Source organism: Solwaraspora sp. WMMA2059, from assembly GCF_027497315.1.
GTDB lineage: Bacteria > Actinomycetota > Actinomycetes > Mycobacteriales > Micromonosporaceae > Micromonospora_E.
In genome coordinates, this window is the sequence record NZ_CP114908.1 from 6,092,868 (window position 1) to 6,113,584 (window position 20,717).

A 20,717-nucleotide genomic window follows, 5' to 3' on the forward strand; every position below is an offset into this window, starting at 1 on the left:
GAGCACGAGGAACGCCGAGAGGGTCAGCGGTCCGCCGGTGCTCGCCGGCTGCCCGGCGGTGCCGGCAGGTCGGCGTGTCAGACTGCCGTACGTGACATCGCGTCCGCAGATTCCCAACGTGCTCGCCGCCCGGTACGCCTCCGTCGAGCTTGCCGCTCTCTGGTCCCCGCAGGAGAAGATCCGGCTGGAGCGCAAACTCTGGCTCGCCGTCCTGCGCGCCCAGCGCGACCTCGGCATCGCGGTGCCGGACGGGGTGATCGACGCGTACGAGCGGGTCGTCGACCAGGTCGACCTGGCCGCCATCGCCGAGCGCGAGCGGATCACCCGACACGATGTCAAGGCCCGGATCGAGGAGTTCAGCGCGCTCGCCGGCCACGAGCACATCCACAAGGGGATGACTTCCCGGGACCTGACCGAAAACGTCGAACAGCTGCAGATCCGGGCATCGCTGGAGCTGATCCGCGACCGGGTCGTCAGCACCCTGGCCAGGCTGGCCCGGCTCGCCGTCGAGCACACCGAGCTGGTCCTCGCCGGCCGCTCGCACAACGTCGCCGCCCAGGCCACCACGCTGGGCAAGCGGTTCGCGTCGGCGGCCGAGGAGCTGCTCATCGCGTACGAACGGTTGACCGACCTGATCGACCGCTACCCGCTGCGCGGCGTCAAGGGGCCGGTCGGCACCGCCGCCGACCAGCTGGACCTCTTCGACGGTGACGCCGCCAAGGTCGCCGAGCTGGAGCGCCGGGTCGCCGGTCACCTCGGCTTCCGGCGGGTGCTGGACAGCGTCGGCCAGGTCTACCCCCGATCCCTCGACCTGGACGTGCTCTCCGCCCTGGCCCAGGTCGCCGCCGCCCCGTCCTCGCTGGCCACCACCATCCGGCTGATGGTCGGCCACGAGCTGGTCACCGAGGGCTTTCGGCCCGGGCAGGTCGGCTCCAGCGCCATGCCGCACAAGATGAACACCCGCTCCAGCGAGCGGGTGAACGGGCTGGCCGTGGTGATCCGGGGCTACCTGTCGATGGTGGGCGAGCTCGCTGGCGACCAGTGGAACGAGGGCGACGTCTCGTGCTCGGTGGTACGTCGGGTGGCGCTGCCGGACGCGTTCTTCGCCGCCGACGGGCTGTTCCAGACCTTCCTCACCGTGCTTGACGAGTTCGGCGCGTACCCGGCGGTGGTCGCCCGGGAACTCGACCGCTATCTGCCCTTCCTGGCCACCACCCGGATTCTCGTCGCGGCGGTGCGTGGCGGCGTCGGCCGGGAGACAGCGCACGAGGTGATCAAGGAGCACGCGGTCGCGGTGGCGCTGGCCATGCGGGAGCAGGGTGCCGCCGACAACGACCTGTTCGACCGGCTCGCCGCCGACGGGCGGCTCGGGTTGAGCCGGGACGAGATCGCCCTGGTGGTCGCCGACCGGGCTGGCTTCGTCGGCGCCGCGCCGTCGCAGGTGCGGGCGGTGGCGGACCGGGTGGCCGCGGTGGTCGCCGACCACCCGGTGGCCGCCGCCTACCAACCGGCCCCGATCCTGTAGAGCTAGCTGCTGCCGGCCCCGATTCGGTGGACCTATCTGCCGCCGGAGCCGGCCGAGCCGCTGGTGTCGTTGCCGGCGCTGGCGTCGGAGTGACTCGCGTCGACCTTGAACTGCTTCGAGTCGTCGCCGGCGTCGGGCCGGAGCTGCAGCACCACGGCGGCCGTCCCGTACGCGCAGAGCTCCATGTGGGTGCTGCCCACCTGCCGGGTGTCGAACCGCATTCCGATGACGGCGTTCGCGCCCTTCTTCTTGGCGGCATCGCCCAGCTTGCCGATGATCTCGGTCCGGTACTTGGTGAGGCTGGCCGGTCCGCCCGGGTCGGACTTGCCGCCCCGCAGCGCCTTGACGCCTTCCTTGAAGGGGTTGATCGAGCGGACCACGGAGGTGACCACCTCACCCAGCACGATCCGGATCTCGTATCCCGGTAGATCGTTCGTCGTCACGATCAGCACGGAACCGATGCTATGAGTGATGGTGTGCCCTGCTCGCGGGCATTGGTGGGGCCTGCGCCATCCGTCAAACGGCACAGCGCGGCCACTTGGTACCTCAGCGGAGCCCGCGCCAGCTAACGGTCAGCGGACACCCGCTGGGCAGGCACTAGTCAACTGCCGGGAATAGAGGATCCACGGCCGCGGAGCGACGGCCCTCCTCGCCAACGAAACGGCAGTTCATCCGTTTCTTGGCTGGTTGGGGCTACTGGGCGGTTCTTGGGCACTCCTGCCAGGATTGCCGCCGTGTCCGACTACGACTACGCGTACCGCGGGCTCTCCCGCCTCCAGGGAGATGCAGGCCGGCTGACCATGCTGCTGGAGACATCCGGCGGGGTGACCCCCGAGGGCCCGGTGACGCATCCGCAGCTGTTCACAGGTTTCCTTACCGCCCCCGTCGCTGCCGCGACCGCGTTCCTCGTCGTCGCCGACGTGGCGGCGACGCGTTACTACCGGCCACAGCTCGCCGCCTCGCTGGACCCGGTGGTCACGGCCAACGGCGACCGGCTGCGGATCGAGTCCTTCTCCGGATGCTGCGGGGTCTACGCCCGCCTCGACATCCTCGACGACGGCCTGGACGGCGAGGTGATCCGGCACGGCACCACCAACGTCGACGTCAACTCGGATTTCCGCCGAGCGCTCAACCGGGTCGGTGCTGCCACGCCGCTGCACCTGCTCGTCGGGGCGGACGAGGTTGCCGTCACGACGCTCGACGGGCGGTACGTGGAGAAGCAGGTACCCCTGCCGTCGCGGTGGGTGCGCGGCTTCGCCGAGGCGCAGGTGCTGGCCACCGGGCTGAGCCTGCGGGCGGAGGTGTCGCCGGCGGACGCGGAGGCGGTCCTGCGGGCAGCGCCACGCCCTACCACCCGGTCAGTCATCGGCACCACGCACTGGGTGAGCGTGACCGGCCGCGGCCTGCGCCCGGCCACCCGCCCCGGACCGGGCACGATCGGCCTGCCCGGCGTCGAGCGGCTGACCACGCTGTGGCCGGTCCTGCCGTACGCGGACGCCGTCCGGATCTACGCCCCAGCCGACGGGACCCTCGGGCCCGTCGCGTGGGAGGCACGGCTGCCGGGGATGCGGCTGACCTTGATGCTCTCGCCGGCGGCGGCACGGGGCTTCTCCGGCGAGGGCGGGGTGCTCGACGATCTGGCCACTTCGACGGCGACCGAGGACGCCGCCCTGGTGTCCGCGCTGCTGGCCTGGGACCCGACGATCGATGTCGACCAGCTGGCCCGGATGGCGGACCTGCCGTCACACCGGGTCCGGGCAGCCCTGACCACCCTGGGCACGGCAGGTCAGGTCGGCTATGACCTCGCCGAGCAGTCGCACTTCCACCGCGACCTGCCGTACCGGCCGCAGCAGGTCGAAAGGTTCAATCCGCGGCTGCGGGCAGCGCGCAAGCTGGTCGCAGCCGGTGCCGTCACGATCGCCGACGGGTTGGCGACCGTCGGTACGGGCAAGGAGATCCACACCGTACGGTTCGGTGCCGCCGGCTGGGTGAGCTGCACCTGCCTCTGGTGGGCGAAGTACCAGGGCGGACGAGGGCCGTGCAAGCACGTGCTCGCCGCCCGTATCACCACGAACTCGATGTGAGGCTACAGTGGACATGATGGACCGGATCGTCGCTGGTGACGTGGCCGGGGTGGGCCGGGCGATGAGCAAGCTAACCCCGGCACGGCGCGCCGGACACGCCGAGACGCTCGCCGAGTTCCGGACGGCACTGCTGTGTGGCAAGTGGAAGAAGTTGCCTCAGCCGGAGCGGTTCGGGCGCCTCGCCGCCGAATTCGCCGCGCAACCCGACCCCGGCACAGCCGGAAAATGGCTCACCCGGATGGAGAACCACTACTGCCAGAAGGCTGACATCAGTTGGGAGGACGACAAGAACAAGACCGCTGGGCCGCACCGGTGGGTGGTCGAGGTGGTCGACCACTGGACGGCCGAGCAGCAGGCCGAGCTGGTCGCCGCGATCGACAGTGCAAGGAAACTCTTCCCGCTTGCCGACTACCTGATCCGGCGCACCGGCTGCCCCCCGCCGACCTCCCGCTCGTTCCTCCTCAACTGGCTCTCAGCCCGGTGGTACGGCGGGGACCCGGATCTGGTCCCCAACCCGCCCGGCATGACGTTCGGAGAGCGGGTGCGAAACGACCCGCTCGCCCCGATCCTGTTGCCTATCGCCCGAACGAACCCAGACAAATACATGTCGGACTCTGCACAGGCCGAACTGATCGAGGCTGGCCTGATCAGCGGCGACCACGTCGTCGACCTCGTCTTCCGCCGAGTGGACTGGGGCCATCTCTGCTCGCCGCGAGGGGACAAGGCGCTGGTGCGGTTGATCGCTGATGATCCGCGGTGGCGTGCCCTGGCGGCGGAGTACTGGTCGACGAGGCTGCAGGGGTGGCTGGAGCGGGTCCGGCAGACGAGCGAACGCAGGGAGCTGCGGAGCTGCCTCGAGATGATCAACGACCTACCCCCCGCCTTGGCGCAACATGCGGCCGTCGGCCGTGACTATCTCATGTTGTTGGACCTGTGGGTGCCGGTGGCCGAGTACGCCCGGGTCCGCCTCGCCGAGCTTGACGAGGCCGGCCTGATCGAGCCGGAGCTGGTCACCGAAACGACCCGACGACTCCTTCGTCGAGCGGACAAGAAGCTCATCCGGGCGCACCTGACGTGGCTCGACCGGACAGCGCGACGAGACCCGGCACGAGCCGGCCAGCTGGTGCGATCGGCAGCTCTGGCGTTCGGACATCCGGACATCGCCGTGCAGGAGCAGGCGCTCAAGATGATCGCCCGGCATCTGGATGCTGCCTCGGCGGCGGAGCAGGTTGGTGCCGACGAACCCATCAGGGCTGTCCTGCAGGCGGCGGCGGACCGGCTGACACCTGCACTGTCGGCGCAGGCCGCTGACCTGTTCGGACCGGTGGCGCGGCGCGACGAGCCGTACGTCGAGACGCTGCCGCTGGTCCGCGCGCCCGCCGCGGTGCCGGAACCGCTCGGCACGCCCGCCGAGGTCGCCGAGCAGGTGGCCGCTGTGCTGGCCGGCAGCCAGGACATCGTGCTGTTCGAGCAGGCGCTCGACGGACTCGTCCGTCATTCGGTGCACGACCGGGCCGGACTCGCCGCGGCGCTGGTTCCCGTCGTGCGGCGGGTACCGGGACGGCCCAGTGACTGCACACCCGTACACCTGTGGGTCGTCGTCCAGGCGGTGACCGGAGCGGTGCCGGACGACGACTGGCTCGTTGCGCGCTGCTGCTGTTGCCGCGGCGAGTTCTCGCCCCCAGGTCAGCTGCTCGCCACACGTATTCGGGAGGCCGCCGTGGCGGTACGCGCCGGCGACCTTCCGTACCTGCTGGCGGTCCCGACCGACGCCACCGGAGCCCTCGACGCGGCGGTACTCGTGGAGCGCCTGACGGGGTATGCCGAGCGTGGCATCGCCGCGCGATCGGCCGATCTTGGTCAGGCCCTGCTGCGGGTCATTCCCACCACCGATGAGCGGATCATCGATGCGGCCGACAGGCTGCCGGGCGACGCCGGTCGCCAGCTGTCCAGCTGGCTACGGGCCGGCGGCTACCCGCATCAGCCGTCGACACCGGACGACTGGGACAAAATCGGTGCCTTCGACATCGTGCACAAGTTGATCGACCTGCCCGGGGCCGTGACCGATCTACAACTGCCGGCCGACGCCGAGCGGCTCTTCCGTACCGGCACGAGGTGGGATCGGCAGTGCCGCAACCAGTTGGCGGCCTGGGTGGCCACGTTGCCGCACCACCGGGACAGGGTGGCGAACTGCTACTACGACTACAGCGCTCGTGAGCCCTACACGGAGCGGGACAGGCGGGCCTGGATGCGTCTGCTTCCGCAATTGGCCGAGTCGGGCGGCCCGGCCGATTTCGCCCTGCATCTCAGACTCGCGCTGGCCATGGACGCCGACCGTCCTCGGGAACGCGCGGCGGCGATCGACGCGACCCTGGTCCTGGCTGCCCGTGGTGACCTCAACGGCGAACTGCTCGGCCGGCAGATCGTGAAGCTTGGTCCCGAGGGGTATTCGTTTGTGACCCTCAGCCGGGCAATCGAGACTCTGGGGGAGATGGCCGCTACCGGTGCGTACGCCACGGTGTGGTCGGTGTGTCGAGGCGCGCTCCCCGGCCTGCTCGAAGGCGAACCGGTGGCGCGGGGGGTAGGGAAGTTGCTGACCCTTGCGGTGGAGTGCGTGCTGCGGTGCGGGGCGAGCGGCGAGATTCCGCAGGTGACCACCGTGGCGGCGCGTCGTGGGTCGAGCGAGCTGGTCAAGAGCGCCCGAGCGCTGGTGGCGGCGCTCGCCGGCACCCGTCGGTAGCGACCGGATGCCGCACAGCCGGTGAGAGCAGGGCGGCGCGGACTCCGTGATCAGTCCACGGGGTCCGCGCCGTCGCGCGCCAGAACCAGTCGGTCCCAGACCAGGTTCAGCTCGGGGTCAGACGCCGGTCACCGACCGGATCCAGGACCGGTTGTACGCGACACTGCCATAGTTCTGGATGTTGACGCCGTTGGCGGTCGACGCCACCCCGACCTGCTGGCCGTTGTAGAACTGCGGGCCGCCGGAGTCGCCCCGCCAGGCGTTGCCGTTGATCCGGGTGCTGCGGATCGCCCGGCCGCCGTACGCGTCGCTGACGCTGGTGCTGGTCACCTGGACCGAGGCGGTCTTCAGCTGGGTCGACGCGCCGCAGCCGCTGTAGCAGGTCATGCCCCAGCCGTAGATGCTGTTGGTCGAGCCGACCGGCGGGTAGCTGCTGGACAGCGTCACATAGCTGGTGCTGACCGGGCTGGAGAAGTAGAGCAGCGCCAGGTCGTAGCGGCCGTACGCGGAGCTGATCGTACGGGTGACGCCGCCGGAGGAGCGGTAGACGCTGCCGATCCGGACCGACATGGAGCCGCTGACACAGTGCCGCGCGGTGAGCACCCAGTTGGCGGCGATGATCGTGCCGGAACAGGTGAACGAGCCGTTGCTGAAGACCGCGGCGGCCCACGGGGCAGACGACACCGTCCCGCCGCCGATGATCTCTTCCGGTGCGGCCGTCGCCGCGGTCGGCGTGGCCAGCAGGCCGATCAGGGTGGTGGCTACTGCTGCCGCAGCCAGGCGAACACGCATGGGTGGGCTCCTTCCGAGGGGGCGACCCGGGGTACGGGTGGTGAGCCACGCCGCCGGACCTGTTATCCGGCGGCAGAGTGTTACAGCGTCCGTCCGACGGTCGTCATCGGGCGTTTGACGAATGACGTTAAGCCCTACGGCGGTCATCTACAAGAATCAAATCGAAGTCATACGATGCGTTGATGCCCCGCAGTGGCGTCCCGCGCTCTCGATCCCGCGCTGCGTCCGGTGGCGGTCGCCAACGGGGGTGCGGCAGGCCGTTCGTGGGCGTTCGGTCTGCCCAGTGAGCCGGTCCGTCGGCGGTGGCCGATGTCGTCGTTATCGGTTCGTGGCTGATTTGTGGCCCGATCACCGATTCGGCTCTTCGACCGCCGGTGCGTCGCACCCGGTGCCACCAGGTAGGCTGAGCGGTGCGCGGCCCGTTCGAGGCCGGCACCCCCAACGCGTACACGGTCAGGAGTGCCACGTGGCTCGCGTCGTCGTCGACGTCATGCTCAAGCCGGAAATTCTCGATCCCCAGGGCCAGGCTGTCGCGAACGCGCTGCCGAGACTCGGTGTCAGCGACGTCTCGGCGGTGCGGATCGGCCGACGGATCGAGATCGAGTTCGCCGGCGAGCCCGACCTGGATCGGGCCCGTGAGATCGCGGACAAGTTGCTGGCCAACCCGGTCATCGAGGACTACCAGGTCCGGGTGGCCGAGCAGCCTGAGACAGCCGGTGATCCATCATGAGTGCCCGGATCGGGGTGGTCACCTTCCCGGGCTCGCTCGACGACGGCGACGCCGCCCGCGCGGTGCGGCTCGCCGGTGGGGAGCCGGTCCGACTGTGGCACGGCGACGCCGATCTGCGCGGCGTCGAGGCGGTGGTGCTACCCGGTGGCTTCTCGTACGGCGACTATCTGCGCTGCGGAGCCATCGCCCGGTTCGCCCCGGTCATGCAGTCGATCGTCGCTGCTGCCGGTGACGGCCTACCGGTGCTCGGCATCTGCAACGGCTTCCAGATCCTCTGCGAGGCCCACCTGCTGCCCGGCGCGCTCACCCGCAACCAGCACCTGCACTTCCGCAACCGGGACCAGATGCTCCGCGTCGAGACCGCCGGGACCGCGTTCACCAACGCGTTCTCTCCGAAGCAGGAGATCCTCGTCCCGCTCAAGAGCGGCGAAGGCTGCTACGTGGCCGACGAACAGACCCTTGACGAGTTGGAGTCGACCGGCCGGGTGGTGGCCCGCTACGTCGGCGGCAACCCCAACGGTTCGCTGCGGGACATCGCTGGCATCACCAACCCCACCGGCAACGTCGTCGGGCTGATGCCCCACCCGGAACACGCCGTCGAGGACCTGACCGGTCCGTCCCGGGACGGGCTGGGCTTCTTCACCTCCATCCTCAAGCACCTCGCGGGAGTGCCGGCATGACCACCCAGTCGGAGGCGGCGGCCGCCGCCGGCCCGGCAGAGACCGACCTCGGCGTACCGGTCGACCGGTACGCCGGTGGCCCGGACACCGTCGAACGCGCCACCGACACCCCTGGTGAGCTGCAGCCGTACACCGAGCTGGGGCTGCGTGACGACGAGTACGAGCGGATCCAACAGATCCTCGGCCGCCGGCCGACCCAGTCCGAGCTCGCCATGTACTCGATCATGTGGAGCGAACACTGCTCCTACAAGTCGAGCAAGGTGCATCTGCGGCAGTTCAGCGAGAAGGCTCCGGCCAGTGACCTGATGCTCGCCGGCATCGGGGAGAACGCCGGCGTCATCCGGGTCTCCGACACCCTCGCCGTCACCTTCAAGGTCGAGTCGCACAACCACCCCAGCTTCGTCGAGCCGTACCAGGGGGCGGCCACCGGCGTCGGCGGCATCGTCCGCGACATCCTCGCCATGGGCGCCCGCCCGGTCGCCGTGATGGACCCGCTGCGGTTCGGCGCCGCCGACCACCCCGACACGGCCCGGGTGCTGCCCGGCGTCGTCGCCGGGGTCGGCGGCTACGGCAACTGCCTGGGCCTGCCCAACATCGGCGGCGAGGTCGTGTTCGACCCCTGCTACCAGGGAAACCCGCTGGTCAACGCGCTCTGCCTCGGCGTACTGCCGGTCGACCGGCTGCAGAACAAGGCCGCCGCCGGAGCCGGCAACGTCGTGGTGCTGATGGGTGCCAAGACCGGCCGGGACGGCATCGGCGGGGTGTCGGTGCTGGCCAGCGCCACCTTCGACGACGCCAGCCAGCAGCGTCGCCCGTCGGTACAGGTCGGCGACCCGTTCATGGAGAAGCTGCTGATCGAGTCGTGCCTGGAGCTGTACGACGCCGGGCTGGTCGTCGGCATCCAGGACCTCGGCGGCGCCGGTTTGACCTGCGCGCTCACCGAGACCGCCGCCGCTGCCGGCACTGGCATGCGGGTCTGGCTGGAGCGGGTCCCGCTGCGTGAGCCGTCGATGGAGCCGCACGAGATCCTGGCCAGCGAGTCGCAGGAACGGATGCTGCTGATCGTCGAGCCGGCGCAGCTCGACGCGGTGCTCGCCACCGCCGAGAAGTGGGGCGTGCTGGCCACCGCGATCGGTGAGGTCACCCCGACCGAGCCGGACGGTCGGCCCGGACGGCTGGTGATCACCTGGCGTGACCACGTGGTGGTCGACGTTCCACCGGGGTCGCTGGCCGACGACGGCCCGGTCTACGCCCGGCCGATGCGCGAGCCGGCGGACCTGATCCTGCTGCAGGCCGACCGGGCGGAGACGCTGCCCCGCCCCGGCTCCCCGGACGAGCTGCGGGAAACCCTGCTGCGGATGATCGCCTCGCCGAACCTGTGCGACCGCAGCTGGGTGACCGAGCAGTACGACCGGTACGTGCTGGGCAACACCGTGCTGGCCCAGCCCGAGGACGCCGGGGTCATCCGGATCGACGAGCAGAGCGGGCTCGGCGTCGCCCTGTCGGTCGACGGCAACGGACGGTACGCCCGGCTTGACCCGTACCAGGGGGCGAAGCTCGCGCTTGCCGAGTCGTACCGCAATGTGGCGGTGACCGGTGCCCGCCCGGTGGCGGTCACGAACTGCCTCAACTTCGGCTCCCCCGAGGACCCGAGCGTGATGTGGCAGTTCGCCGAGGCGGTTCGCGGCCTCGCCGACGGCTGCGCCGAGCTAGGTATCCCGGTGACCGGCGGCAATGTCAGCTTCTACAACCAGACCGGTGCCGCCGCGATCCACCCCACCCCGGTGGTCGGTGTGCTCGGGGTGCTCGACGACGTGGCGCAGCGCGTCCCGATGGGCTTCGTGCCGCCGTCACACAGCGACGGTGACCTGATCATGCTGCTCGGCGAGACCGAGCTGGAACTCTCCGGATCGGAATGGGCCTGGGTCACCCACCGGCACCTCGGCGGTACGCCGCCCAAGGTCGACCTGGACCGGGAGCGGGTGCTGGCCACCGTGATCGCTGAGGCGGCCCGGGTGGGGCACATCACCTCGGCCCACGACCTCTCCGACGGAGGGCTCGCCCAGGCACTGGTCGAGGCGTGCCTGCGCCGGTCGATCGGGGCGCGGATCGCGTTGCCGCCGGAGTTCAGTGACGGCTCTATGCCGTTCGTGTTCCTGTTCAGCGAGTCGGCGGGGCGGGCCATGGTGGCCGTGCCGCGCGGGCACGAGAAGGCGTTCACCGCGCTCTGCGTGGAGCACGGACTGCCCTGGACCATGATCGGGGTGACCGATCCGGCGGCCCGCCTGTTGGAGGTCCGCGATCAGTTCAGCGTCGGTCTGGACGAGCTGCGTGGCGCGCACACCGGCACCCTGCCGGCGCTGTTCAGCGCGGTAGGGCCGCGCAACGTGCCGGCGGACCCGCAGGATCCGGACGCAGTCGGGATCCTGGCCAGTGACGCGGTTGCGGTCGACGCCCCGGCCGGTACGCCGGAGCACATCCCGGCGACCGTGGACGTCGACCCGGACAGCGACGAGGCTGACGCGGTGAGCGAGCCTGCTGCGGTGACCGAGCGGGAAACGGAAGCAGTCACCGACAGCGACACGGTGGCCGACGACGATGCGGCCGACGACGAGGCGGCCGACGGCGACGCGGCTCAGCCGGTGGACCGCCCCGATCCGTCCGCCAGCAAGCCGAAGAACCAGAGCTGACCGGGCGGACGACAAGCTGACCGAGCGATGATGGGCCGGACCCCGCTAGGGTCCGGCCCATCTCATTGATGTCGCGTCGATCGGCCGTCAGTCGTCGAGCCAGTCGAGGGAACGTCGCTCACCCCGGTTGCCTGCCTGCGGCGTGGCACCATGCCGCGGCTGGTCCCCGGGCGGCTGCTCACCGCCGTACGGCTGCTGGTCGTAGGGCTGCTGTCCGTACGGCATCTGCTGGTCGTAGCCACCCCGTTGGTCCGGGACGCGGCGGTCGTCGTAGCCGCCGCCCTGGTCGTAGCCGCCACCGGTTGGGGCACCGTACCCGCCTGGTTCCCGGCCGGACTCGTAGCCCGCCGACCCGTAGCCCTGGTCGGAGCCGTAGCCGCTGCCCCGGTCGCCACCGTAGCCACCGGCCGGGTAGCCCGCGTCCGGGTAGCCACCGGCCTGGGGCTGACTTTCCCCGTAGCTTCCGCCGTAGCCGGCACTTGTGCCGTAACCACCGCCCTCCGGCCCGTAACCGGGGCTGCCGCCCCGGTAGCCGGGCTGCGGCGGCTCCGGACCACGCGGTGGTGGCGGCACGTCGCCGCGCCCCTGATCCGGGCCGGGGTAACCGGCGGATTCGTACGGTGGGCCGGACTGCCCGTAGCCGCCCGGCTCGTAGCGCCCGGTCGGCTCGTCGTAACGATCGGCGCCGTACCCGCCGGCGGGGGAGTCCGCTCCGTAGCTGCCGCCGGAGTAGCCCGCGCCGCCGGCGTCGCCGAAGCTCCGGCTACTGCGGTAGCCGCCGGCCTCGTCGGCTGGCGGCCGACCGGCCGGCTCGCCGTACTGACCGGGTGCCGGCGGGGTGCCGTAGGTGCCGGGTGCCCCGGACGACGGGGCGTTGCCGCCGTACGGGCCGCCGGACGACGGGGCACCGCCGTACGGGCCGCCGGACGAGGGCGGGACGCCGTAGGTGCCGGGTGCCCCGGACGACGGGGCGTTGCCGCCGTACTGACTGCCGCCGTAGGTGCCGCCGGAGCGGGCAGCACCGCCCGGTCCGCCGTAGCCGGATCCACTACCCGGCTGGTCGGCGCCGGGAACCGCGCCGTAAACGCTGGTAGCACCGGCGGGGTCGGAGCCGTAGCCGGGCTGGGTCGGTGGTCCACCCCAACCGGGGCGCTGGTCCGCGCCGTACCGTGGTTCGGGCCCGCCCGGCGGGGTCGGACCGGGCGGCGGCGGAGCACCGTACGGGTCGGGAAACTCGTCCTTGATCGGTGGCATCTGGTGCAGCATCGTCGGCGCGTCCGACAACGACGGCCGGGTCACCATGGTGGCGTCGGAGACCGGGCCGGGCGGCATCGGCGGCATCGCCACCCGGGTCGCGTCGTCGGCACCGTGGTAGACGCCTCGACTTCCCGGCGCGGCGGCCCGACCGCCAGCTGGGTCGTCGTCGGCCGGCTCCGGGTCGTCGTCGACGTCGCCGTCCTTGCGCCGCACCAACAGCAGCACGATGGCCCCGACACCGAGCGCGACCAGCAGGCCGCCCATGATGATCAGCAGCCAGGAGCCCATCCCCCCGCCGCTGCTCTCGTTCGCCAGGTTCTCGGTGTCGACCGGTGGGGCGTCGGTGGCCGCGCCGCTCGGCGTCGCCTCGGCGGTCGCCGACGGGGTCGCCTCCGGGGTGGCCGACGGGGTCGGCTCCACGTTCGACTTCAGGGTGATCCGGTCGACGGTGATCGACTGCCCGGCGGCGGCGGTGACGACCTTCACATCGCTGTCGTCGTACTCGTCGGCGGTCGCCGCGATCCGGATGTCGCCGGGGACGATGGGTCGGTCGTTGCTGGAGGTGAACCGGTAGTTGCCGTTGCCGTTGGTGGTGGTGTCGTAGCTGTTGCTCTGCGAGTCGCTCATCACGACCACGGCGCCTTCGATCGGTACACCGGTGGAGACGTCGGTGACCTTGCCGGCGACCTCCTTGACCCGGGGCGCCTCCTGCGGCCCGCGGACCGAGACGTCGCGCTGGACCCGGCCGTTCTCTCCGTCGACCACGGCGACGATCTCCACCCGGCCGGTGCGGTTCTGGTTGGTCCCGACGTTGCCGGCGATCAGCTCGACCGTGTAGGTCTTGCTCGCGCCCCGGTCGATCGTGTCGGTGAAGTCGCACTGACCTTCGCACCGCAGCTCGTTGATGTTCGTGGCGACCCGGATGTTGAAGGACGTCCCGCCCTCCACCTCTTCGTCGGCCGGGTTGTTGTTGCGGACCTCGAATTCGAGGGTGGCGCGGCCGCCGGAGGTGAGGTTGGCGTTGGAGAGGCTGCGGATGGTGACTGTGGGTGCCTCGGCGGCCGCTGGCGCGGCGGGCAGGCCGACTAGTGCGACGGCAGCCAGCGCTGCGACAACACCGGCCCGCGAAAGCCAGGCTCGTAGGTGTGTTGTCACGTCCACCGCCTTCCGGTTTGATCCTTCCCCCGCACCAGGATTCGGGCAGGGGTCACCCGTGACGAGTACACCGTCGGCAACTATGCCTTGCCGGGACGGATGTGCGCGACCCAGGGGCGGGAGCAACTGGTACCGGAGCTAGTCGTATCGTCCCGATGTGTCCTCTCCGTACAGTAAGTCCACTACGGTCGCCGCCGTGCGGGACGCCCTTGCGTCCGGTGCCGTCCCTGCCCGTGTGCAGCTGCGCGACGCGGTCCGCTTGCTGTTGGCGGCGCTGGCCGAGCGAGCGCCGGGCCGATCGGTGGAGGTCCGTGTCCCACCTTACGGTGCAATTCAGTGTGTAGCCGGGCCGCGACACACCCGCGGCACGCCCGCGAACGTGGTGGAGATCGACCCGGTGACCTGGGTGCTCCTGGCGAGCGGCGACCTCGACTGGGCCTCGGCCATGGCGAACGGACAAATCTCCGCGAGTGGTCCGAGGGCCGATATATCGCCGTACCTGCCGCTGTGAGGCAGGCCGGCGATCTGGCGGCCGGCTGCGACGGTCACCCGGCAGGTGTGGGGCCAAATGGAGCACTCTGGGCCAACCGGAACCTCGCGTACACTGTTCGGCGACGGTATTCCGGTGACACCCCGCGCTGAGGCGTGCAGGCCACGTGCAGGCCAGGCGTCAGTGCGGACCAGTACGAGGGAGCGGCAGGTGCCTCGAGGCGACGGCCGGTTGAGTCACGATCTTGATCCCCAACGACCCGGTCCGCAGGATGCATGTGGCGTGTTCGGTGTGTGGGCACCGGGGGAAGAGGTCGCGAAGCTCAGCTACTTCGGTCTCTACGCCCTGCAGCACCGGGGCCAGGAAGCCGCTGGGATCGCGGTGAGTGACGGCTCCGGCGTGGTGGTCTACAAGGATCTCGGCCTGGTGGCCCAGGTCTTCGACGAGCCGACCCTGGCCAGCCTGCGCGGCCACCTCGCCATCGGGCATGCGCGCTACTCCACCACCGGTGGCTCGACGTGGGAGAATGCCCAGCCGACGATCAAGGCGACCAGCGCCGGCACGACGATCGCCCTGGCGCACAACGGCAACCTGGTCAACACCGCGGAGCTCGCCCGCGAGGTGGTCGACCGAGGGCTGTCCGGCGACGGCTCGACCTCGGACACCGCCCTGGTCACCAGCCTGCTGGCCAGCCGCCCGGACCTGTCGGTCGAGGCCGCGGCGCTGGAGGTGCTGCCGACCCTGCGGGGCGCGTTCAGCTTCGTCTTCATGGACGAAACCACGCTGTACGCGGCGCGTGACCCGCACGGCGTCCGGCCCCTGGTGCTCGGCCGGCTGGAGCGGGGCTGGGTGGTCGCCAGTGAGACCGCCGCGCTGGACATCGTCGGCGCCACCGTGGTCCGCGAGGTGGAGCCAGGCGAGCTGATCGCCATCGACGAACACGGGCTCCGGTCGGCCCGGTTCGCCCCGCCGGAGCCGAAGGGCTGCCTGTTCGAGTACGTGTACATCGCCCGCCCGGACACCACCATCGCCGGGCGCAACGTGCACGCCGCCCGGGTGCAGATCGGCCGCCGCCTGGCCCGGGAGCACCCGGTCGAGGCGGACCTGGTGATCCCGGTGCCGGAGTCGGGCACGCCGGCCGCGATCGGCTACGCCGAGCAGTCCGGCATCACCTACGGCGCCGGCCTGATGAAGAACTCGTACGTCGGCCGTACGTTCATCCAGCCCTCCCAGACGCTGCGCCAGCTCGGCATCCGGTTGAAACTCAACCCGCTGCGCGAGAACGTCCGCGGCAAGCGCCTGGTGGTGGTCGACGATTCGATCGTGCGGGGCAACACCCAGCGGGCGATTGTGCGGATGCTGCGCGAGGCGGGTGCCCTGGAGGTGCACGTACGCATCTCGTCGCCGCCGGTGAGCTGGCCGTGCTTCTACGGCATCGACTTCGCCACCCGGGCTGAGCTGCTGGCCAACGGGCTGGACACTGAGGGTATACGCCGGTCCATCGGTGCGGATACTCTCGGTTATGTATCGCTTGCCGGTCTGATAGCGGCAACCGAGCAGCCGAAGACACGATTGTGTCGGGCATGTTTCGATGGGGAGTACCCGATCGAGTTGCCAGCTGGCAATCTGATCGGCAAGCACGTGCTCGAAGGTGTGGACCGCCGGGTCGCTGGCGGGGTCGGCCATCCGGGGGACATCACCGAGCAGGACTATCAGGCCGGCGGCGACCGGACCGGCCCGGGCGCTCAACGGTTCGCTGTCAGCACTGGCGGCCCCGAGGCCCTGCACCGCCCGTAGCACCGGCCGGACCGGCCTCGGCCGTCCGACCGGCAGCCCGAGTCGAGCGATCCTCGACAGCTACCCGACGCGGCTTCGCCGCGAGAAGCACAAAGGGGAGAACCGTGACGCACGTGACTGAGCGCGGCAGCGCGGACGTCGGCCCGCCCGCCGACGACTCCGGCGCCCGGACGGTCAACCGCCAGCCGTGGACGGCCAGCGCCGGCCGGTCCGGCCGCAAACGCACGGTGACGTACGCGGACGCCGGCGTCTCCATCCACGCCGGTGAGCGCGCCGTCGAGCTGCTCAAGTCGAAGGTGCACAAGACGACCCGGCCCGAGGTGATGGGCGACATCGGCGGCTTCGCCGGGCTCTTCCGGCTCGACGTGCAGAAGTACCGGCACCCGATCCTGGCCTCGTCGACGGACGGGGTGGGCACCAAGCTGGTCATCGCCCAACAGATGAACATCCACGACACGGTCGGCATCGACCTGGTCGCGATGGTGGTCGACGACCTGGTCGCCTGTGGGGCGGAGCCGCTGTTCCTGCTCGACTACATCGCCTGCGGCGAGGTCGTGCCGGACAAGGTCGCCGAGATCGGCGCCGGCATCTCCGACGGCTGCCGGTACGCCGGTTGCGCACTGCTCGGCGGCGAGACCGCCGAACACCCCGGGGTGCTGCGGCCGGACGAGTACGACGTCTCCGCGACCGGCGTCGGCGTGGTCGAGGAGAGCGAGATCCTCGGCCGGGACCGCGTCGAGGTGGGCGACGTGGTGATCGCGATGCGCTCCTCGGGCCTGCACTCCAACGGCTACTCGCTGGTCCGCCACGTGCTGCTCGGTGCCGGTCGGATGCGGCTGGACACGGTGGTCGACGACTTCGGCCGGCAGCGGACCCTGGGTGAGGAGCTGCTCACCCCGACCAAGATCTACGCCCGGGACTGCCTGAAGCTGATCGAGGAGTGCGAGGTCCGGGCCCTGGCCCACGTGACCGGCGGTGGCATCCCCGGAAACCTGGTGCGGATCCTCCCTGAGCACGTCGACGCGCTGGTCAACCGCGCCACCTGGAGGCCGCAGCCGATCTTCGATCTGGTGCAGGCGAAGGGGCGGATCGAGGACAACGAGATGGAGTCGACGTTCAACATGGGCGTCGGCATGTTCGCCATCGTCTCAGCCCAGGACGCCGACCGGGCGCTCGCCTGCCTGACCGGCAGCGGCATCGAGGCCTGGCAGGCCGGCGACATCATCGAGGGCAGCGGCACCGTACAGATGGTCGGCCACCACACCCGGGGCTGACGGCGGGCCGCTGCCGCGTCATCCGGGCGGGCCGTCGCCGCCGCGTCCCGGCGGGCCGTACCGCCGATTCACCTCGGCAGACCCCGACACCTAGCCTGAAACGGCATCCGTCACAGGCAGGAGGATGGGGATGAGCAGGGCCGAAACCCGGCAGGACCCGGCCGGTGGGGAGCGGCCGGCCCCCACCGGCATGCGCGGCGTGGCGACCGTCCCGAGCTACGTCGTCATGCAGCCCACCACGCTGTGCAACCTGGACTGCAGCTACTGCTACCTGCCGTTGCGGGCGGCCAACCGGCGGATGCCGGTCGCCGTGGCCGAGGCTGTCGCCCGGCCGGTGAACGTCTGGGCGGCGCAGCGGGGACGCCGGTTCTCGGTGGTCTGGCACGGTGGTGAGCCGCTGGCCGCCGGGCCGGACCATCTGGCGGCGCTGATCCGCCCGTTCAGCGCCGACGTGGAGCACCACGTGCAGACCAACGCGACCTTGATCGACGACCCCTGGTGTGAGTTCTTCCGCGAGTACCGGGTGAGGGTCAGCGTCAGCGTCGACGGTCCGCGGGCGCGTAACGACAGCCGGCACACCCGGGGTGGTCGGCCCGCTTACGACCAGATCCGGAGCGGTGTCGAAGCGCTACGCCGGCATGGGATCGAATTCTCGGCGCTCTGCGTGGTCAGCGACCCGAGCCCTGGCCTGGCCACCGAGCTGTACCGCTTCTTCCTCGGCCTCGGCTGCGACGTGCTGGGCATCAACATCGAGGAGACGGAGGGCGTGAACGTCCGGCCGAACCGCTGGCCGGACCGGGCCGTCGCCGGCTTCTGGGCGGAACTGGTCGGAGCCTGGCGGCGGGCACCGCGGATCCATCTGCGCGAGGTGGAATGGTCACTGCGGTACGCGGCGGCCGTGCTCGACGGCACGGCCGACGAGGTGCTGCCCCGCCAGCTCGACCCGATCCCCACCATCGGGTACGACGGGTCGGTGGTGCTGCTCTCGCCGGAGCTGGCCGGCTTTTCCGACCCCCGGTACGGGGACTTCACCAGCGGAAACGTGCTGACCAGTGGGCTGGCCGAGATCCTCGCCACGCCGGAACGGACACCCTGGGTCACCGAGTTCGTGGCGGGCGTCGAGGCATGCCGGACCACCTGTCCGTACTTCCGGTTCTGCGGAGGTGGTCACGCTGCCAACCGTTACTTCGAACACGGGCGTTTTGATGGTACGGAGACCAACCACTGCCGTAACAGCAAGATCCATCTACTGGAGGGAGTGTTGGCCCATGCCAGAGACCAGCCGGCAGCGGCCTGAACCGGTCGGTGCAGCCCCGGGCGCCACCGTCGCCGAAGCAGGTGGCGACGATCAGGTGGCGGACCGGGTGTACGCCGTCCGGGACGGTCTGGCACTGCTGCTCGCCGAAGCGGATCAGGCCCGGCGGCGGCGCGCCGAGGCGGACGGTGCCGACGGCGCGGTCTGCGCCTGGAACCACTTCGAGAACATTCCGACCTTCTACAACTGGAACAACCGCCCCCGTTGACCGCTTCAACCGGTTTCGTCGACCGCCCTGACCGGCCCCCGTACGCGGACATGGCGGACGCACCAGCCGCCCCGCGTGCCGATGGACATCCGGTGGTGCCTACCCCGTCTTGGGGTACGCACCACCGGATGGTGGCATTCCGACACACGTACGGCGACCAGCCGGGCCGGAGTCCTCGTCGACACGAATCAGCACGCGGACACTGACCGCGTGCTCTGATCAGTCGGACCCTCAGCGGGACGAAGAGGGTGTCCAGTTACCCCGGTCGTCGTCGGCTGGGTCGTCCTCGTCATCGTCGTCGAGGTACGGATCGTACTCGTCGTCGAAATCACGGTCCGACTTGCCGCTGCCGGCGAGCTCTCGCTGCAAGGCGGCGAGGTCGGTGTTCGGGGAGTGGTATTTCAGCTCCCTGGCCACCTTTGTCTGCTTGGCCTTAGCACGGCCGCGCCCCATGGCTCGACCCCCTCGCACAGAATTCGGGGCAGCCCGAAGGCGGGCCCCGATGACGTCAGGCATCTCTCGTGGCTCTTACGGTACATGGGCGAACCCAGGTTCGGCACCTCGGGTTGCATCGGGTCGCTCCCGCGCGTCATCGGCGGCCGACGTCGTCACGGGCAGCAGCGGGGTCCGTCACGGGCAGCTGGGAGGTAAGGAGCCCGATCCCCGCCGCTCGTGACCCGTACGGGTGATTCTCCACACGCGCGGTGACGGCCACCCGACCGGACCGGCGGGTCTGCTCCCAGGACGGCGCTGCTCAGGGGTGGCGGCTCACCGGAGATGGATCGCGCGCAGCCGACCAACCTCGGCCATCCGGCGTTCAGCGAGCCGGTCGGCCGCCACCGCCGGCGGCACGCCCTCCCGGTCGGCGCTGCGCAGGATCTCCCGAGTGGTCTGGTAGATGCGCGTCGCCCGCGCCTTGGCCCGGTCGAAGTCGAACCCGTACCGGCCGTTGGCCGACGGTGTCGTGGCCCCGGTCACCTCGTCGGCCACCTGGATCACCCCGCCGGCGTTGACGACGTAGTCCGGGGCGTAGAGGATGCCTCGCTCGGCGAGCAGCTTCTCGACGCCGGGGTGGGCCAACTGGTTGTTGGCAGCCCCGGCGACGATTGCGGCCCGCAGCGCCGGCACAGTGTCGTCGTCGAGCGCCCCGCCGAGCGCGCAGGGCGCGTAGACGTCGATCTCCTGGCGGATCAGCACGTCGGTGTCGTCCACCAGGTCCACCTGCGGGTGGGTGCGCCGGGCCCAGTCCAGGGCCTGTTCGCTGACGTCGGTGGCCATCACCGCGGCACCGTCGTCGAGTAGATGCCCGGTCAACTGCCGGCCCACCTTGCCGAGCCCGGCGATGCCGACCCGCCGGCCGGCGAGACTGGCCGAACCCCACCGGTGCTCGGCGGCGGCGCGCATGCCCTGGAACACCCCCCAGGCGGTGAGCTCGGAGGAGTCACCGGCCCCGCCCTGCGCACGGCTGCGCCCGGTGGCGAACCGGGTCTCCCGGGCCACGACGTCCATGTCCGGCACGAAGGTGCCGACGTCGCAGGCGGTGTAGTAGCGCCCGCCGAGCGATTCGACGAACCGGCCGTACGCGCGCAGCAGTGCCTCGGTCTTGAGCTGCTCCGGATCGCCCCAGATGACCGCTTTGCCACCACCCAGGTCGAGTCCGGCCATCGCGTTCTTGTAGGCCATCCCCCGGGACAGGTCCAGCACGTCGTGCAGGGCGTCGGCTTCGGAGGCGTACGGGTAGAAACGGGTGCCGCCGAGCGCCGGCCCGAGCGCGGTCGAGTAGATGGCGATGATCGCTCGCAGCCCGGTCGGCTGGTCCTGGCAGAAGACGACCTGTTCGTGCCCGGTGGCGGTGCCGGGGCCGGCAGTGGTGGTGAAGACGCCCATGTCTGCTCCTGAGACGGTGTCGGCACCCTCGTGAGGTGCGTCCGGTGCGCCGGGCCGGTGAGCCCTGCTGGCTTGAGCCTAGTATCGGCCGCA

Annotated in this window: 16 protein-coding genes; 11 read left to right on the forward strand and 5 right to left on the reverse strand. The window is 70.7% G+C overall.

The annotated features are described in order from the left end of the window. Positions 1-91: 91 nt before the first annotated feature. The gene (purB, locus tag O7553_RS27995; RefSeq protein WP_281552544.1) at positions 92-1,525 is read left to right on the forward strand and encodes an adenylosuccinate lyase; all 1,434 of its coding nucleotides are present in this window, start codon (positions 92-94) and stop codon (positions 1,523-1,525) included. Positions 1,526-1,557: 32 nt separating this feature from the next. Here purB and O7553_RS28000 read toward each other — a convergent pair whose 3' ends face one another. Continuing rightward, positions 1,558-1,977 (reverse strand): heavy metal-binding domain-containing protein, encoded by a 420-nt coding sequence (locus tag O7553_RS28000; protein ID WP_281552545.1) that lies wholly within the window; start codon positions 1,975-1,977, stop codon positions 1,558-1,560. Between the two features lie 282 nt (positions 1,978-2,259). On the opposite strand from O7553_RS28000, the gene O7553_RS28005 reads away from it, so the two are divergent. Together O7553_RS28005 and O7553_RS28010 are read left to right on the forward strand one after the other, a co-directional pair. Continuing rightward, positions 2,260-3,609, forward strand: coding sequence for an SWIM zinc finger family protein (locus tag O7553_RS28005; RefSeq protein ID WP_281552546.1), 1,350 nt, complete (start codon positions 2,260-2,262; stop codon positions 3,607-3,609). Between the two features lie 13 nt (positions 3,610-3,622). Beyond that, complete coding sequence (locus tag O7553_RS28010) at positions 3,623-6,349, forward strand: hypothetical protein (protein ID WP_281552547.1); 2,727 nt, start codon at positions 3,623-3,625, stop codon at positions 6,347-6,349. Positions 6,350-6,466: 117 nt separating this feature from the next. Here O7553_RS28010 and O7553_RS28015 read toward each other — a convergent pair whose 3' ends face one another. After that, positions 6,467-7,141 carry a DUF1986 domain-containing protein gene (locus O7553_RS28015; RefSeq protein WP_281552548.1) on the reverse strand — a complete coding sequence of 225 codons (675 nt, stop codon included), beginning with the start codon at positions 7,139-7,141 and terminating at the stop codon, positions 6,467-6,469. 466 nt (positions 7,142-7,607) lie between these two features. On the opposite strand from O7553_RS28015, the gene purS reads away from it, so the two are divergent. The 3 genes from purS to purL are packed head-to-tail and all read left to right on the forward strand — an operon-like array spanning position 7,608 to position 11,241. Then, a complete protein-coding gene (purS, locus tag O7553_RS28020; protein ID WP_281552549.1) occupies positions 7,608-7,871 on the forward strand; it encodes a phosphoribosylformylglycinamidine synthase subunit PurS in 264 nt (87 codons plus the stop codon). Continuing rightward, positions 7,868-8,551 (forward strand): phosphoribosylformylglycinamidine synthase subunit PurQ, encoded by a 684-nt coding sequence (purQ, locus tag O7553_RS28025; protein WP_281552550.1) that lies wholly within the window; start codon positions 7,868-7,870, stop codon positions 8,549-8,551. Before purS ends, purQ begins: the two co-directional genes overlap by 4 nt. Then, positions 8,548-11,241, forward strand: a complete 2,694-nt coding sequence (purL, locus tag O7553_RS28030; protein WP_281552551.1) for a phosphoribosylformylglycinamidine synthase subunit PurL — start codon at positions 8,548-8,550, stop codon at positions 11,239-11,241. Before purQ ends, purL begins: the two co-directional genes overlap by 4 nt. 87 nt (positions 11,242-11,328) lie before the next feature. On the opposite strand, the gene O7553_RS28035 is transcribed toward purL, so the two are convergent. Further along, entirely contained in the window at positions 11,329-13,653 is a 2,325-nt protein-coding gene (locus tag O7553_RS28035) for a carboxypeptidase regulatory-like domain-containing protein (protein ID WP_281552552.1), read from the reverse strand. Positions 13,654-13,849: 196 nt separating this feature from the next. On the opposite strand from O7553_RS28035, the gene O7553_RS28040 reads away from it, so the two are divergent. The 5 genes from O7553_RS28040 to amcA all read left to right on the forward strand — a co-directional run bounded on the left by O7553_RS28040 (position 13,850) and on the right by amcA (position 18,737). Continuing rightward, the gene (locus O7553_RS28040) at positions 13,850-14,164 is read left to right on the forward strand and encodes a sterol carrier family protein (RefSeq protein WP_281552553.1); all 315 of its coding nucleotides are present in this window, start codon (positions 13,850-13,852) and stop codon (positions 14,162-14,164) included. 189 nt (positions 14,165-14,353) lie between these two features. Beyond that, the gene (gene purF, locus O7553_RS28045; protein ID WP_233606602.1) at positions 14,354-15,940 is read left to right on the forward strand and encodes an amidophosphoribosyltransferase; all 1,587 of its coding nucleotides are present in this window, start codon (positions 14,354-14,356) and stop codon (positions 15,938-15,940) included. 227 nt (positions 15,941-16,167) lie between these two features. Next, entirely contained in the window at positions 16,168-17,214 is a 1,047-nt protein-coding gene (purM, locus tag O7553_RS28050; RefSeq protein ID WP_348650141.1) for a phosphoribosylformylglycinamidine cyclo-ligase, read from the forward strand. A gap of 190 nt (positions 17,215-17,404) precedes the next feature. After that, on the forward strand, positions 17,405-18,511 hold the full coding sequence (amcB, locus tag O7553_RS28055; RefSeq protein WP_281555782.1) for a cyclophane-forming radical SAM peptide maturase AmcB: 1,107 nt from the start codon (positions 17,405-17,407) through the stop codon (positions 18,509-18,511). Beyond that, positions 18,483-18,737, forward strand: coding sequence for a multiple cyclophane-containing RiPP AmcA (gene amcA / locus O7553_RS28060; protein WP_281552555.1), 255 nt, complete (start codon positions 18,483-18,485; stop codon positions 18,735-18,737). The genes amcB and amcA overlap by 29 nt, the downstream gene beginning before the upstream one ends. A 231-nt stretch (positions 18,738-18,968) precedes the next feature. Here amcA and O7553_RS28065 read toward each other — a convergent pair whose 3' ends face one another. Both O7553_RS28065 and O7553_RS28070 read right to left on the reverse strand, forming a co-directional pair. Continuing rightward, positions 18,969-19,190, reverse strand: a complete 222-nt coding sequence (locus tag O7553_RS28065; protein ID WP_123606444.1) for a DUF3073 domain-containing protein — start codon at positions 19,188-19,190, stop codon at positions 18,969-18,971. 315 nt (positions 19,191-19,505) lie between these two features. Then, entirely contained in the window at positions 19,506-20,624 is a 1,119-nt protein-coding gene (locus tag O7553_RS28070) for a Glu/Leu/Phe/Val dehydrogenase dimerization domain-containing protein (RefSeq protein WP_281552556.1), read from the reverse strand. Positions 20,625-20,717 lie beyond the last annotated feature (93 nt).

Coding starts and splice junctions, on each gene's coding strand:
- amcA (WP_281552555.1), top strand. CDS start 18,483: ATGCCAGAGACCAGCCGGCAGCGGCCTGAACCGGTCGGTGCAGCCCCG.
- O7553_RS28010 (WP_281552547.1), top strand. CDS start 3,623: ATGATGGACCGGATCGTCGCTGGTGACGTGGCCGGGGTGGGCCGGGCG.
- purQ (WP_281552550.1), top strand. CDS start 7,868: ATGAGTGCCCGGATCGGGGTGGTCACCTTCCCGGGCTCGCTCGACGAC.
- purL (WP_281552551.1), top strand. CDS start 8,548: ATGACCACCCAGTCGGAGGCGGCGGCCGCCGCCGGCCCGGCAGAGACC.
- O7553_RS28065 (WP_123606444.1), bottom strand. CDS start 19,190: ATGGGGCGCGGCCGTGCTAAGGCCAAGCAGACAAAGGTGGCCAGGGAG.
- amcB (WP_281555782.1), top strand. CDS start 17,405: ATGCGCGGCGTGGCGACCGTCCCGAGCTACGTCGTCATGCAGCCCACC.
- O7553_RS28070 (WP_281552556.1), bottom strand. CDS start 20,624: ATGGGCGTCTTCACCACCACTGCCGGCCCCGGCACCGCCACCGGGCAC.
- O7553_RS28015 (WP_281552548.1), bottom strand. CDS start 7,141: ATGCGTGTTCGCCTGGCTGCGGCAGCAGTAGCCACCACCCTGATCGGC.